We start from the raw sequence: 14,658 nt of genomic DNA, 5'->3' as shown, positions 1-14,658 counted from the left end.
GCAGACAACCTGATTTCGTGGCTGTAGACTTCCTGTCGTATCGCAAGCCTGCCCCGCCCTTCTTTGGGCTCACCACCCACAAGGCACACCATGGACCGTTTCGAAGCGATGGAGATCTTCACGCGCGTGGTCGAAGCGAACAGCTTCACCAAGGTCTCGGAATCGCTCGATCTGCCACGCGCGAAGGTCAGCCGCACGATCCAGGCGCTCGAGGAACACGTCGGCGTGCGGCTCCTGAACCGCTCGACGCGTCAGGTCAGCGTGACCGAAGACGGCGCGTCGTTCTACGAGCGCTGCGTGCGCATTCTCGCCGACGTCGCCGATGCCGAGTCGTCGCTATCGAACAAGCGTGAGAATCCGGCCGGCACGATCCGCGTCGACACGTCCGGCACGCTCGCGCGCTCGCTGCTGCTGCCCGCGCTCGACGACTTCTACGAACAATACCCCGCGATCGACGTGCGTCTCGGTCTCGCGGATCGCAACATCGATCTGATCCAGGACGGCGTCGATTGCGTGATCCGCATGGGCACGCCCGAAGAGTCGAGCCTCGTCGCAAAGCGCATCGGGCTTGCGCGCATCGTCACATGCGCGTCGCCCGCGTATCTGCAGAAGTTCGGCACGCCGACCACGCTGGCCGAGCTCGGCGAGCATCGCGCGGTCAACTACGTGTCCGCGCGCAGCGGCCGTACCTTCCCGTTCGAATTCGAAGTCGACGGCGAAATCGAGCGCGTCGCGATGGACAGCACGCTCGCCGTCAACGACGGCTCCGTCTACATCACCGCGGGCGTGCTGGGCCACGGCATCATCCAGCCGTCGCGCTTCATGGTCGCCGAGCTGATCGAGCAAGGCGCGCTCACGGAGATTCTCGGCAACTACACGAGCCCCGGCACGCCGCTGTCGATCCTGTATGCGCACCGCCGCAATCTGAGTTCGCGGCTGCGCGCGTTCATCGATTGGGTCGGCGAGCTCGCGCGCAGCAATCCGGATTTGCGTTTGCCAGAGTCGGCATGACGGCTGCAAAAAAACAAAAGCCCCACGCGCAACTGAACACATGGGGCTCTTCTGAAGCGACGTCTCTAGCGCGTATGCGACCGCTTACGCAATGCGCTCTTCATTCGCGGGATCGAACAACACCGCCTTCGACGTATCGAACAGCAGCGTCGCGTTCTTCTCCGGTTGCGGGTTCGACGCCGGGTGCACGCGGCTCACGATGCGCTTGCCGTTGACCTGCGCGAACACCAGCGTGTCCGGACCGGTCGGCTCGATCACGTCGACCTTCACTTCGACCGGCTGCAGCTTCGAGTCGTCGCCGTGCGCGCTGCGCGCATCGGTGATGCGCTCCGGACGCAGGCCGAGAATCACGTTGTTGCCGACGTGCGAGCGCACCTTCGCCGAATCGAACGGCAGCACCAGCACCTTGCGCGCGATGCCCGTATCGAGTTCGATGCCGACGCCCGAGCCCTGCTCGACCAGCTTGCCTTCGATGAAGTTCATCGGCGGCGCGCCGATGAAGCCCGCGACGAACAGGTTCGACGGCGAGTCGTAGATTTCCTGCGGCGCGCCGAACTGCTGCACGATGCCGTCCTTCATCACCGCGATGCGGTCGCCGAGCGTCATCGCTTCGATCTGGTCGTGCGTCACGTAGACGATCGTCGTGCCAAGGCGCTGATGCAGCAGCTTGATTTCCGAGCGCATCTCGATACGCAGCTTCGCGTCGAGGTTCGACAGCGGCTCGTCGAACAGGAACATCACCGGATCGCGTGCAAGTGCGCGGCCCATCGCGACACGCTGACGCTGGCCGCCCGACAGCTGGCCCGGCTTGCGGTCGAGCAGATGCTTGATCTGCAGCGTGTTCGACACGCGCTCGACGATCTGCGTCTGCTCCTGCTTCGGCACCTTGCGGATGTTCAGGCCGAACGAGATGTTGTCGCGCACCGTCATCGACGGATACAGCGCGTACGACTGGAACACCATCGCGATGTCGCGATCTTTCGGCGACAGGTTGTTGACGGTCTTGCCGTCGATCTGAATCTCGCCCTTGGTCACGGTTTCGAGACCGGCAATCATGTTGAGCAGCGTCGACTTACCGCAGCCCGAGCCGCCGACCAGAATCAGGAACTGGCCGTCTTCGATGTCGATGTTGACACCCTTCAGAACCGGCACCCCGTTCGGGTAGGTCTTGTACACGTCACGGATGGAAAGGCTTGCCATGCTGTGAATCCTCTTGTCTCTGGTACTGCCTGAAAACGTCTGTCTGACGGCGGCGCCCGTTCAGTCACGCTGAGATTGGCCGAAGCGCCGCCGCGCTCTCGGGGGCACGCCCCCGGGGTCAAGCTGGTTAGCCCTTCACCGCGCCCGCGGTCAGGCCGCGCACGAAGTAACGTCCGGCGATGATGTAGACGAGCAGCGTGGGCAGCGCCGCGATGATCGCGCCGGCCATGTCCACGTTGTATTCCTTCACGCCGGTCGAGGTGTTCACGAGATTGTTCAGCGCCACGGTGATCGGCATCGAATCGACGCCGGAGAACACGATACCGAACAGGAAGTCGTTCCAGATCTGCGTGAATTGCCAGATCAGGCACACCATGAAGATCGGCAGCGACACCGGCAGCAGAATCTTCGTGAAGATCGTGAAGAAACCCGCACCGTCGATACGCGCCGCCTTCACGAGTTCAGCCGGCACGCTCACGTAGAAGTTGCGGAAGAACATCGTGGTGAACGCGATACCGTAGATCACGTGCACGAGCACCAGACCGCTCACCGTGTTCGACAGGCCGAGGATGCCTTCGAGGCGCGCCATCGGCAGCAGGATCGCCTGGAACGGGATGAAGCAGCCGACCAGCAGCATCGTGAAGATCGGATCGGCGCCGCGGAAACGCCAGTGCGTGAGCACGTAGCCGTTGAACGCGCCGATGATCGACGAGATCAGCACGGCGGGAATCACCATGCGCACCGAGTTCATGAAGAACGGCTGCATGCCGTCGCAACGCACGCCCGTGCATGCGCCGCTCCACGCCTTGAGCCACGGCGCGAAGGTCCAGCTCGTCGGCGGCGTCAGCAGGTTGCCGGTGCGCAGCTGATCGATGTCCTTGAACGACGTCGACAGCATCACGTACAGCGGAAACAGGAAGTACAGCGCGAACAGAAGCAGGGCCGCGTAAATGACGGCACGGCTGATCGTCATCTTAGGTTGCATTGCGGGTGCTCCTCGATTCCAGATACATCAGCGGCACGAGCACGGCCACCACGGTGGCGAGCATCATGATCGACGAGGCCGCGCCGACGCCGAGCTGCCCGCGATTGAACGAAAACGTGTACATGAAGATGGCCGGCAGCGACGACGACGTGCCCGGACCGCCAGCGGTCAGCGCGACGACCAGGTCGAACGTCTTGATGGTGATGTGGCAAAGAATCAGCAGCACGGAGAAGAACACCGGCCGCATGCTCGGAATCACGATCTTGCGGTAGATGGTCGGCAGGCCCGCGCCGTCCATCTGCGCGGCCTTGAAGATTTCACTGTCGACGCCGCGCAAACCGGCGAGGAACAGCGCCATCACGAAGCCGGTGGATTGCCAGACCGCCGCGATCACGATACAGAAGATCGCCCGGTCCGGGTCGCCGAGCCAGTTGAACTCGAAGCTCGTCCAGCCCCAGTCGTGAAACACCTTCTCGATGCCGATGCCCGGCGACAGAATCCATTGCCACGCGGTGCCGGTCACGATGAACGACAGCGCCATCGGATACAGGAACACGGCGCGCAGCGCGCCTTCGTTGCGGATCTGCTGATCGAGCAGGATCGCGAGCAACAGACCCAGACCGATGCAGATACCGATGAACGGAATGCCGAACCAGCCGAGGTTCTCGGCCGAAGTCCAGAACACGTCGTTCTGGAACAGCTCGCGATAGCGGTCGAGACCCGCGAACTCCCAACGAGGCATCAGTCGCGAAGTAGACAGCGACAGATAGCCGGTAATTGCGATAAAGCCATACACGAAGATGAGGCTAATCACGACGCTGGGTGCGAGCACCAGCTTCGGAATATAGCGATCGGCAAGGGCCGCCATGGGCGACGTGCGGCGGGCGACGGTGGCCGTTTTCCCGTTCCCGCTGATGGAAGCAGTCACTACTCGACTCCTGCTGAAACTGTACCGCCGGGCTGCCCGTGCGCGAATGGCGCGGGACCGCGACGGCCTGGGTGTGACTCCATGAAACCCGGGTAAGCCGCGTTGTGCCGGACTGCGCTGCGAATCAAAGCAGATGAGGTCCGAGCCGACACGGCCCGAAGGGCGCGCCCAGCGCTTCAGATGCAAGCGGCCGGGCGCAACGCTTCGTACTTGCGCTTACTTGGTCTTCGCTGCCTTCGCGAGAGCCTGAACCGCGGTCTTCGAATCTTGCTGCGAGTTCATGAACTTCGTGACGACGTCGGAGATCGCGCCTGCCGCGGCATCCGGCTGAGCCATGCCGTGAGCGAGCGACGGCACATAACCGCCGGCCTTGATCGCGATCTGCTCATCCGCGTACGACTTCTTCGCGCAGTCGTCGAACTTGTCCATCGGCACGCCGAGACGCACCGGGATCGAACCCTTGTACAGGCTGAACTGCTCCTGGAACTCCGGCGACATGATCGTCTTCGCGAGGGCGAGCTGGCCCGGCGTCGCGGCCTTCTGGCCCTTCTGCTGGAAGAACACGAACGAATCGACGTTGAACGTGTAGGCCTTGTCCGTTTGCGGCACCACCGCGCAGATGTAGTCCGTGCCCGACTTCTTGCCGGCGTTGGTGAACTCGCCCTTCGCCCAGTCGCCCATGAACTGCATGCCGGCCTTGCCGTTGATGACCATCGCCGTGGCGAGGTTCCAGTCACGGCCCGTGCGGCCCGCGTCGAAGTAGCCCTGGATCTTGCGGACCGTGTCGAACACCTGAACCATCTTTTCCGAGGTCAGGGTCTTCTCGTCGAGGTCGACGAGCGCCTTCTTGTAGAAGTCCGCGCCTTCCGACAGCACGACGTCTTCCCACAGCGTCAGGTCTTGCCACGGCTGGCCGCCCATCGCGATCGGCTGGATGCCCGCGGCCTTCATCTTGTCGGCCACCGCGAAGAACTCAGGCCATGTGGTCGGCACCTTGCCGCCTGCCTTGTCCAGTGCTGCCTTGTTGATGTACAGCCAGTTCACGCGATGCACCGAGAACGGCGCGCCGACATAGTGGCCGTCCGCTTGCATGATCTTGTCGATTTGCGGCGGCAGGTTCTTCTTCCAGTCGCCCGCGACGGAGTCGATCGGCACCAGCACGCCCTGCGAAGCCCAGTCCTGGATCAGCGGACCCTTGATCTGCGCGGCGCTCGGCGCGTTGCCCGAGATCACCTGCGTCTTCAGTGCCGTCATCGCAGCCGCGCCAGCGCCGCCTGCGACCGCGAAGTCCTTCCACGTGTAGCCCTGCTTCGTCATGTCGTCCTTGAGGACGCCGACGGCCCTGGATTCGCCGCCCGAAGTCCACCAGTGCAGCACTTCCACCGACTCGGCGGCCTGCACGGCCGACACGCCACACATCAGACCCGCAGCGCACAGAGCGCCCATGATCGCGCGAAATTTCATTGCTTATCTCCTCCAGACACCTGAACAAAAAAACGAATGGCCCCTGATGTCGCCAGGGTGCTGTGGTTGGTTCAAACAGGCAAAAACTGGGCGATCGAGCACGGTCGGGCGCATGCGCGAGGGCATGTGCCGGCGGACCGATGTCCGGCCGCTAGACGCTCAAGAGGTGAGTGATTCGGGATGCAACTGACTGTCTCCTCTTTTGATTTTTGCCTGCCCGCATCGCGCGGCAGACTCGAGGTACCTCATACACCAATCCGACGCCAGCCTGACGTCGGCCACGGAAACGACCCGCAAGCCCGTCGACTCCCCGGCTTTCCGTAAGGTCCGCCGGCACCCTGCTGGCGCGTACCGGAAAGCGTTGCCCCATTGTCCGTTAGCATGCCGGGGACGCCCGCCGATTCGCAAAAAGCGTGCAATTCGTCTGCACAGCGCACGCGTTTTTCTTCGAATTAACGCTACCTCTTGATTTGGATTGTAGTTAAACTACAATTCAGTGTCAAAAAATATTTTATCGGACTACGGTCGCTCTTCCAGGTCGCTGCGCGTGCAGTGTCCGATCAGCGCGGCGGCCTTTCAGGACATCGACGGAGACTCATGCATACCGACTCAGGCTTCACCTTCGTTCTCTTCGGCGGCACCGGCGACCTGTCGATGCGCAAGATCCTGCCCGCGCTGTTCGAGGCGCACCGCGCGGGGGGCATGCTCGCCGACAACGGCAAGATCGTCGCGGTCGCGCGGCACATCGCGGATCGCGGCGAGTACCTGCAGTGGGTCGACGGTCACGTCAAGCCGCACGTGTCGAAAAACGGCCTCGACGAAGCCGCGTGGACGAGCTTCCTCGCGCGCATCGAGTTCGTGAAGATCGATCTCGGCAATCCGGACGACTTCGCGCAACTGCGCGACGCCATCCAGGATATGCCCGGTATCCGCGTGTTCTATCTGGCGACCGGTCCGTCGCTGTTCGTGCCGATCTGCCATGCGCTCGCCGCGGTGGGTCTGAACCACAACGCGCGCATCGTGCTCGAGAAGCCGCTCGGCTACGATCTGAAGTCGTCGAACGCAATCAACGACGCGGTCGGCGAAATCTTCGCGGAAGAGCAGATCTACCGGATCGACCATTACCTCGGCAAGGAGCCGGTGCAGAACCTGCTCGCGCTGCGCTTCGGCAATGCGCTGTTCGAGCCGCTGTGGCGCCGCGAATGGGTCGAAAGCATCCAGATCACGATCGCCGAGGAACTCGGTGTCGAAGCGCGCGGCGATTTCTACGACAATACCGGCGCGCTGCGCGACATGGTGCAGAACCACCTGCTGCAGCTGCTGTCGATCGTCGCGATGGAGCCGCCCCACTCGATGGATTCCGACTCGGTTCGCGACGAGAAGCTGCGCGTGCTGCGCGCGCTAAAACCGGTCGATTCGCAGGAAATCGGCAAGGTCGCGGTGCGCGGCCAGTATCATTCGGGCGTGATCCGCGGCAACACGGTGCCGGCCTACGCGACCGAGCACGGCGTGAAGCCGGACAGCTCGACCGAGACCTTCGTCGCGCTGAAGGTCGAGATCGAGAACTGGCGCTGGGCCGGCGTGCCGTTTTTCTTGCGTACCGGCAAGCGGCTCGCCGATCGCGTCGCCGAGATCGTCGTGAATTTCCGTGCGGTGCCGCATTCGGCGCTTGGCGCGTCGGCGCTGCGCGCGGGCGCGAACCGCCTCGTGATCCGTCTGCAGCCGAACGAGACGATTCGTCTGTACTGTCTCGCGAAGCAGCCCGGCGAGGGTATGAACCTCGCGAGCGTGTACCTCGATCTCGCGTTCGACCGGTTCTTCCGCGAAGGCCAGATGGAGGCGTATCAGCGGCTGCTGCTCGACGTGATTCACGGGCGCCTCGCGCTGTTCGTGCGGCGCGACGAACAGGAAGCCGCATGGCGCTGGGTCGAGCCGATCCTGAACGAATGGAAAGCCTCGACCAAGCCGCCCAAGCCGTACGCGGCGGGCACGTGGGGACCGGCCGCGGCGAGCGCGATGCTCGCCCAGCACGGCACCTGCTGGCTCGAAGAAGAGAATTGAGTTTGATGAATTGACAGACGGCGCCGCGCGCGATGAACATTTCGGCGCGCGGCGCCGGCAACACTACCGACGAACTGAACGGAGTCGCGCCGGTATCGCGTCAGGCATCTGCGGGCCACCCCGCCATGCAGGCATCGCGCGACAGCAGTCAGGCTGATTCCGCAGATCCAACAAGAATGCAGCACGGAGGAGAAGTGATCGAGCTTCACGCTTTCGACGACCAGCGCGCCCAATCCGACGCGCTGGCGAAAGCGGTGGGCGACGCGTTACATGCGTCGCTTGCCGCACAGGCGGCCGGCACCGGGACGTCAACCCCGCTCGCGCGCCCGGCCATGCTGGCCGTGTCCGGCGGCAGCAGCCCGCGTCCGTTTCTGCAAACGTTGTCGACGCAGACGTTCGACTGGCCCCGCATCGCAATCACGCTGGTCGACGACCGCTGGGTGCCGGAGACCGATGGCGCGAGCAATGCGCAGCTCGTGCGCGCCACGTTGCTGCAGAACGCCGCGCAACACGCGACCTTCTGGCCGCTCGTCGACACCAGCCAGGATCTGCACTCGCACGTTGCCGGGCTGAACGCGGACGCGCGCTTCGCCACGGCACCCGACGTCGCGGTGCTGGGCATGGGCGAAGACGGCCACACCGCGTCGATCTTCGCCGATGCGCCCGAATGGGATCACGCGATCACCACGACCGAGCGTTTCGTCGCGGTGCATCCGGGCGCGGCGCCGCACGCGCGCGTGAGCTGGTCGCTGTCCGCGCTGAAGGACGTCAAGCATCTGTTTCTGCTGATTGCAGGACCGCGCAAGATGGACGTGCTCAACGCCGCATCCGCTGCGCTACAAAAAAATGCCATCTCGCAACTGGCAAACGACAAGGGAGTGAGACTCGATGTCTACTGGTGTGCAAACTAAAGCTGTGCCGGGCGCGGCCCAGCACGCCGATGGACCGAGGCTGCTGGCCGACATCGGCGGTACCAATGCGCGTTTCGCGCTCGAGACGGGCCCCGGCGAAATCGGCTCGGTGCAGGTCTATCCTTGCGCCGAGTATCCGAGCGTCGCCGACGTCATCAAGAAGTATCTGCAGGACACGAAGATCGGCCGCGTCAATCACGCGGCGATCGCGATTGCGAACCCGGTCGACGGCGACCAGGTCAGCATGACCAATCACGACTGGACCTTTTCGATCGAAGCGACGCGCCGCACGCTCGGCTTCGACACGCTGCTCGTCGTCAACGACTTCACCGCGCTCGCGATGGCGCTGCCCGGCCTCACCGACACGCAGCGCGTGCAGGTGGGCGGCGGCCAGCGCCGGCCCAACAGCGTGATCGGCCTGCTCGGCCCCGGCACCGGCATGGGCGTGTCGGGCCTGATCCCCGCCGACGACCGCTGGATCGCGCTCGGCAGCGAAGGCGGCCACGCCACCTTCGCGCCCGCCGACGAACGCGAAGAGATCGTGCTGCACTACGCGCGCAAGAAGTGGTCGCACGTGTCGTTCGAACGGGTGGCCGCGGGTCCGGGCCTCGAGGTGATCTATCGCGCGCTCGCGGGCCGCGACAAGAAACGCGTGCCGGCCAGCGTCAATCCGGCCGAGGTGGTCAAGCGCGCGCACGAAGGCGAGCCGCTCGCGGCCGAATCGGTCGACGTGTTCTGCGGCATTCTCGGCACCTTCGCCGGCAACATCGCGGTGACGCTCGGCGCGCTCGGCGGCATCTATATCGGCGGCGGTGTCGTGCCGCGTCTCGGCGAGTTGTTCGCGCGTTCGTCGTTCCGCCAGCGCTTCGAGGCGAAGGGCCGCTTCGAGGCGTATCTGCAGAACGTGCCGACCTACGTGATCACCGCCGAATACCCGGCGTTCCTCGGCGTATCGGCGATTCTCGCGGAGCAGTTGTCGAACCGCGCGGGCGGCAGCTCGTCGGCGGTGTTCGAGCGGATTCGCCAGATGCGCGACGCGCTGACGCCGGCCGAGCGCCGCGTCGCCGACCTCGCGCTGAACCATCCGCGTTCGATCATCAACGATCCGATCGTCGACATCGCGCGCAAGGCCGACGTCAGTCAGCCGACCGTGATCCGCTTCTGCCGCTCGCTCGGCTGCCAGGGGCTGTCCGATTTCAAGCTGAAGCTCGCGACCGGTTTGACCGGCACGATTCCGGTCAGCCACAGCCAGGTGCATCTCGGCGACACCGCGACCGACTTCGGCGCGAAGGTGCTCGACAATACCGTGTCGGCGATCCTGCAGTTGCGCGAGCATCTGAACTTCGAGCACGTGGAACGGGCGATCGACCTGCTGAACGGCGCGCGGCGCATCGAGTTCTACGGGCTCGGCAACTCGAACATCGTCGCGCAAGATGCGCACTACAAGTTCTTCCGCTTCGGTATTCCGACCATCGCGTACGGGGATCTGTACATGCAGGCGGCCTCGGCCGCGCTGCTCGGCAAGGGCGACGTGATCGTCGCGGTGTCGAAGTCGGGGCGCGCGCCCGAGCTGCTGCGCGTGCTCGACGTCGCGATGCAGGCCGGCGCGCAGGTGATCGCGATCACCTCGAGCAACACGCCGCTCGCGAAGCGCGCGACCGTCGCGCTGGAAACCGATCACATCGAGATTCGCGAGTCGCAACTGTCGATGATCTCGCGCATCCTGCACCTCGTGATGATCGACATTCTGGCGGTCGGCGTAGCGATTCGCCGCGCGGTGCCGAGCGATGAAGTGGCCGAGACCGTCGAGAAAGCGCGCGAAGGCGCCGACGACGACGCGACGGCCGTACTCGACTGGCTGAGTCACGGCGCGGCTTCGTCGGCGCGCGACTGAGGCTGACTTAGCGCTGTCCGCTTCGCTTGCGGTGGACAAACCCGCGGCGTGTGCATCGTCTCCGATGCGCACGCCGCGGGTTTTTCTGTTCGGGGGACACGAAAAGCGATCGATAATAAGCGCTCTATCGCTTCAGACGAACTGCGCGTCCATGATCATTCGCCCGCATCTCCACTGGTTCCGCATGCTGCTCGCGTGGCGCGGCTCGGTGCTGCCGCAGTTGCTGCCGCGGCTATTCCTGATCTTCATCATCTCGATCATTGCGCTCGCCGCGCACGATCATCTGCTGCCCGTCAGCCTGAACCTGAATTCGATCGCGCCGTTCTCGCTGGTCGGCATCGCGCTCGCGGTGTTTCTCGCCTTTCGCAACAACGCGAGCTACGACCGCTGGTGGGAAGCGCGCAAGCTGTGGGGGCAATTGCTCAACGAGTCGCGCTCGCTGACGCGCCAGGCGCTGACGTTGCCGTCGCCCGAGTTGCCCAAAGAAGAAGCGGCCGCGTTCCTGGCGATTCTTAGCGCGCTCCCGCATGCGCTGCGTCACCAGTTGCGCAAGACCGAGCCGCGCGACGACCTTGCCGCGCGGCTGCCCGGCGCACAGCTCGCACGTGTGATGGGATCACGCTACAAGCCGGCCACGCTGATGCTGTGCCTCGGCGAATGGGTGCAGCGCGCGGCACGCGCGGGCGCGCTCGATCCGATGTCGGTGCTCGCATTCGACCGCAACCTGAACGGACTATCGGACGTGATCGGCGGCTGCGAGCGCATCGCTTCGACGCCGTTGCCGTTCGCGTATTCGGTGATGATCCACCGCACCGTGTACTTCTTCTGCGCGTCGCTGCCGTTCGGGCTCGTCAACAGCATCGGCATTTTCACGCCGGTGTTCGCGGTGTTCGTCGCGTACACGTTCATGGCGCACGAAGCGATCGCGTCGCAGCTCGAAGAACCGTTCGGCACCGACGACAACGACCTCGCGCTCAACACGATGTCCGCGATCATCGAGGATGCGATGCGGGATCTGCGCGGCGAGCCGGCGCTTGCGGCGCCGCAGCCGCGCGCAGACGGGGTTCGATGGGATTGAATCTGCGGCGGGTCGCGCCGCTCGGCGGCCGTCAGTGGTTGCCGGCCGTTTCGGAGAGCCGTTTGATCGTCGCGACGCGCGCGCCGATGATGTCGATACGTCCGCGTTCGTCGACGAGCGGCGTCGATGCCGTCAGATATGCATTCCACGCGCGTTGCGCGTGCACCAGCGTCGGCCGCGACTTCGCCGGCATCTTCGCTTCGAGCACACGGTAGTAGCGGTTCAGATCGAACATCGCGTGTTCGCAACGCGCATCGGCGTTGCACGCGCGCGGCCGGCGCGGCGCCGGACCGCTCGCATCGGCGAGCGCGCTGCGCAGCACGAGCGCGCGGTCGCGCACCGGCTGCAGTTGCATGTCGGCTTCGGAAATCACGTACATCGAGCCCTGGGTCGTTGCGAACACCGCGGCGAGCAGCTGCTTCTCGGCATCGCGCGACGCGAGCCAGCTCGACTGGCTCTTTTCCCATAGCCTGCGCCGCGCGGGCGGCACCTTCGCGAGCAACTGCTGGTAGGCGCTATCGACCGCGGCCATCCAGCCGATGCGCGCATTGTCCATGCACTGCACCTGCCCGATCGTCGTCGACATGTCGGCGCGCGCGAGACACGTGCGCATCGCGGCATCGATCGGATCGGCGGCGGCCACCTCGGCATGCGCCGCCGGACTAGCGATGGCGACGAGCACCAGCGTACCGGCCGTGAGCGCGAAGCTCAGCACGCCGGCCCCGCGCCGCCAAGACCCGATAGCGGGCAGGCCCGTCAGCAACTTCGCCCACGCCATCGTCAGAAGCGCACGCAATCGACGAAATATTCGATGCGCCCGTTGACCATTTCGCCGACGAGCCCGTGGATATCCGTATGGAAGCCCGGGAAGCGTTCGTTGAACTCGCGCGCGAAACGCAGATAGTTGACGATGGTCTTGTTGAAGCGCTCGCCCGGAATCAGCAGCGGGATGCCCGGCGGATACGGCGTCAACAGGATCGACGTGACGCGGCCTTCGAGTTCGTCGATCGGTACCCGGTCGATCTCGCGGTGCGCGAGCTTCGCGAATGCGTCGGACGGCTTCATCGCCGGCTCCATGCTCGACAGGTACATCTCGGTCGTCAGACGGGCGATGTCGTTCGCGCGATACACGCTGTGGATCTGCTGGCACAGATCGCGCAGGCCGACACGCTCGTACATCGGATGATGCGCGACGAACTCGGGCAGCACGCGCCACAGCGGCTGGTTGGTGTCGTAGTCGTCCTTGAACTGCTGCAGCTCGGTCACCATCGAGTTCCAGCGGCCCTTCGTGATGCCGATCGTGAACATGATGAAGAACGAGTACAGGCCCGTCTTCTCGACGATGATGCCGTGCTCGGCCAGGTACTTCGTGACGATCGCCGCCGGAATGCCGGTGTCGTCGAAGCCGCCGTCCATGTTGAGACCCGGCGTGACGATCGTCGCCTTGATCGGGTCGAGCATGTTGAAGCCTTCGGCGAGCGGGCCGAAGCCGTGCCACGCGTCGTCCGGACGCAGCATCCAGTCTTCGCGCGAGCCGATGCCTTCCTCGGCGAACTGGTCCGGGCCCCACACCTTGAAGAACCAGTCGTCGCCGTATTCTGTGTCGACCTTGGTCATCGCGCGGCGAAAGTCGAGCGCTTCGGCGATCGATTCCTCCACGAGCGCGGTGCCGCCCGGCGCTTCCATCATTGCCGCGGCCACGTCGCACGAAGCGATGATCGCGTACTGCGGGCTCGTCGACGTATGCATCAGATACGCCTCGTTGAAGCGATGCTTGTCGAAGCGGCTGTTCTTCGAATCCTGCACGACGATCTGCGACGCCTGCGAGATGCCGGCGAGCAGCTTGTGCGTGGAGTGCGTCGCGTACACCATCGCGCCGATGCGCGGACGGCCCGCGCCGATCGCGTGCATGTCCTGATAGAACTCGTGGAATTCCGCGTGCGGCAGCCACGCTTCGTCGAAGTGCAGCGTGTCGAGCCATTCGCCCAACATCTCCTTGATCATCTCGACGTTGTAGACCACGCCGTCGTACGTGCTTTGCGTGATCGTCAGGATGCGCGGCTTCAGGTTCGGGTTCTTCGCGAGCGCTTCGCGAGCGAACGGATTCGCCTCGATCTTCTTGCGGATGTTCTCCGGTTCGAACTCACTGCGCGGGATCGGGCCGATGATGCCGAAGTTGTTGCGGGTCGGCGTCAGGAACACCGGAATCGCGCCGGTCATCGTGATCGCGTGCAGGATCGACTTGTGGCAGTTGCGGTCGACCAGCACGATGTCGCCCGGCGCAACCGTGCCGTGCCAGACGATCTTGTTCGACGTCGACGTGCCGTTGGTCACGAAGAACACGTGGTCGGCGCTGAAGATGCGCGCGGCGTTGCGCTCCGAGGCCGCGACCGGACCGGTGTGGTCGAGCAGCTGGCCGAGTTCGTCGACCGCGTTGCAGACGTCGGCGCGCAGCATGTTCTCGCCGAAGAACTGGTGGAACATCTGGCCGAGCGGGCTCTTCAGGAACGCGACGCCGCCCGAGTGGCCCGGGCAGTGCCACGAGTACGAACCCTCTTCCGCGTACTGCACCAGTTCCTTGAAGAACGGCGGCGCGAGCGAATCCAGGTACACCTTCGCCTCGCGGATGATATGGCGTGCGACGAACTCCGGCGTGTCCTCGAACATGTGGATGAAGCCGTGCAGTTCGCGCAGGATGTCGTTCGGCAGATGGCGCGAGGTGCGCGTCTCGCCGTACAGGAAGATCGGGATATCGGCATTGCGACGGCGCACTTCGGTCACGAACGCGCGCAGCGCGACGATCGCGGCCGCGAGTTCGGGTGTCTCGCCTTCGACGACCACGTTGTCGACGTACGGCAGCAGTTCGTCGTCGTCGATCGAGAGGATGAAGCACGACGCGCGGCTCGACTGCTGCGCGAACGACGTCAGATCGCCGTAGCTCGTCAACCCGAGCACTTCCGCGCCTTCTTTCTCGATGGCTTCGGCCAAAGCCCGGATGCCGGAACCCGAGATGTTCTCGGAGCGGAAATCTTCGTCGATGATGACGACGGGGAAACGGAACTTCATGGGCGATTCTCCAAAAAGAAAACGACCGCTGCGTTACGTAGAAAGCGCAGCGGTCACCCG

11 protein-coding genes are annotated in these 14,658 nt (G+C 64.4%); 5 read left to right on the top strand and 6 right to left on the bottom strand.

The window, feature by feature from the left end:
* Positions 1-90 precede the first annotated feature (90 nt).
* Entirely contained in the window at positions 91-1,011 is a 921-nt protein-coding gene (locus AB3X96_RS14335) for a LysR family transcriptional regulator (protein ID WP_176109290.1), read from the top strand.
* 84 nt (positions 1,012-1,095) lie between these two features.
* On the opposite strand, the gene AB3X96_RS14330 is transcribed toward AB3X96_RS14335, so the two are convergent.
* From AB3X96_RS14330 to AB3X96_RS14315, 4 genes are all read right to left on the bottom strand, one after another.
* Positions 1,096-2,211 carry an ABC transporter ATP-binding protein gene (locus AB3X96_RS14330; RefSeq protein ID WP_013088733.1) on the bottom strand — a complete coding sequence of 372 codons (1,116 nt, stop codon included), beginning with the start codon at positions 2,209-2,211 and terminating at the stop codon, positions 1,096-1,098.
* 127 nt (positions 2,212-2,338) lie between these two features.
* The gene (locus tag AB3X96_RS14325; RefSeq protein WP_368590256.1) at positions 2,339-3,196 is read right to left on the bottom strand and encodes a carbohydrate ABC transporter permease; all 858 of its coding nucleotides are present in this window, start codon (positions 3,194-3,196) and stop codon (positions 2,339-2,341) included.
* Positions 3,186-4,124, bottom strand: a complete 939-nt coding sequence (locus AB3X96_RS14320; protein WP_176121165.1) for a carbohydrate ABC transporter permease — start codon at positions 4,122-4,124, stop codon at positions 3,186-3,188. Before AB3X96_RS14320 ends, AB3X96_RS14325 begins: the two co-directional genes overlap by 11 nt.
* A 216-nt stretch (positions 4,125-4,340) precedes the next feature.
* Positions 4,341-5,588, bottom strand: a complete 1,248-nt coding sequence (locus AB3X96_RS14315) for an ABC transporter substrate-binding protein (protein ID WP_368590255.1) — start codon at positions 5,586-5,588, stop codon at positions 4,341-4,343.
* Between the two features lie 597 nt (positions 5,589-6,185).
* Between AB3X96_RS14315 and zwf the strand changes: the two genes are divergently transcribed.
* The 4 genes from zwf to AB3X96_RS14295 all read left to right on the top strand — a co-directional run bounded on the left by zwf (position 6,186) and on the right by AB3X96_RS14295 (position 11,532).
* Entirely contained in the window at positions 6,186-7,649 is a 1,464-nt protein-coding gene (gene zwf, locus AB3X96_RS14310) for a glucose-6-phosphate dehydrogenase (protein WP_368590254.1), read from the top strand.
* 194 nt (positions 7,650-7,843) lie between these two features.
* A complete protein-coding gene (gene pgl / locus AB3X96_RS14305) occupies positions 7,844-8,560 on the top strand; it encodes a 6-phosphogluconolactonase (RefSeq protein ID WP_368590253.1) in 717 nt (238 codons plus the stop codon).
* Positions 8,538-10,454 carry a bifunctional transcriptional regulator/glucokinase gene (locus tag AB3X96_RS14300; protein ID WP_176109295.1) on the top strand — a complete coding sequence of 639 codons (1,917 nt, stop codon included), beginning with the start codon at positions 8,538-8,540 and terminating at the stop codon, positions 10,452-10,454. Before pgl ends, AB3X96_RS14300 begins: the two co-directional genes overlap by 23 nt.
* A gap of 151 nt (positions 10,455-10,605) precedes the next feature.
* The gene (locus tag AB3X96_RS14295) at positions 10,606-11,532 is read left to right on the top strand and encodes a bestrophin family protein (RefSeq protein WP_368590252.1); all 927 of its coding nucleotides are present in this window, start codon (positions 10,606-10,608) and stop codon (positions 11,530-11,532) included.
* Positions 11,533-11,563: 31 nt separating this feature from the next.
* Here the strand turns inward: AB3X96_RS14295 and AB3X96_RS14290 are convergent, their stop codons facing one another.
* Both AB3X96_RS14290 and AB3X96_RS14285 read right to left on the bottom strand, forming a co-directional pair.
* Positions 11,564-12,310 (bottom strand): lysozyme inhibitor LprI family protein, encoded by a 747-nt coding sequence (locus AB3X96_RS14290; protein WP_368590400.1) that lies wholly within the window; start codon positions 12,308-12,310, stop codon positions 11,564-11,566.
* 2 nt (positions 12,311-12,312) lie between these two features.
* The gene (locus tag AB3X96_RS14285) at positions 12,313-14,598 is read right to left on the bottom strand and encodes an arginine/lysine/ornithine decarboxylase (protein WP_176109296.1); all 2,286 of its coding nucleotides are present in this window, start codon (positions 14,596-14,598) and stop codon (positions 12,313-12,315) included.
* Between the last annotated feature and the right edge of the window lie 60 nt (positions 14,599-14,658).

The organism is Paraburkholderia sp. BR13439, from assembly GCF_040948805.1.
Taxonomy (GTDB): Bacteria; Pseudomonadota; Gammaproteobacteria; order Burkholderiales; family Burkholderiaceae; genus Paraburkholderia; species Paraburkholderia youngii.
This window is presented reverse-complemented; position numbering and strand designations above follow the sequence as displayed.

Coding starts and splice junctions, on each gene's coding strand:
- AB3X96_RS14335 (WP_176109290.1), top strand. CDS start 91: ATGGACCGTTTCGAAGCGATGGAGATCTTCACGCGCGTGGTCGAAGCG.
- AB3X96_RS14330 (WP_013088733.1), bottom strand. CDS start 2,211: ATGGCAAGCCTTTCCATCCGTGACGTGTACAAGACCTACCCGAACGGG.
- AB3X96_RS14325 (WP_368590256.1), bottom strand. CDS start 3,196: ATGCAACCTAAGATGACGATCAGCCGTGCCGTCATTTACGCGGCCCTG.
- AB3X96_RS14315 (WP_368590255.1), bottom strand. CDS start 5,588: ATGAAATTTCGCGCGATCATGGGCGCTCTGTGCGCTGCGGGTCTGATG.
- zwf (WP_368590254.1), top strand. CDS start 6,186: ATGCATACCGACTCAGGCTTCACCTTCGTTCTCTTCGGCGGCACCGGC.
- AB3X96_RS14300 (WP_176109295.1), top strand. CDS start 8,538: ATGTCTACTGGTGTGCAAACTAAAGCTGTGCCGGGCGCGGCCCAGCAC.
- AB3X96_RS14295 (WP_368590252.1), top strand. CDS start 10,606: ATGATCATTCGCCCGCATCTCCACTGGTTCCGCATGCTGCTCGCGTGG.
- AB3X96_RS14290 (WP_368590400.1), bottom strand. CDS start 12,310: ATGGCGTGGGCGAAGTTGCTGACGGGCCTGCCCGCTATCGGGTCTTGG.
- AB3X96_RS14285 (WP_176109296.1), bottom strand. CDS start 14,598: ATGAAGTTCCGTTTCCCCGTCGTCATCATCGACGAAGATTTCCGCTCC.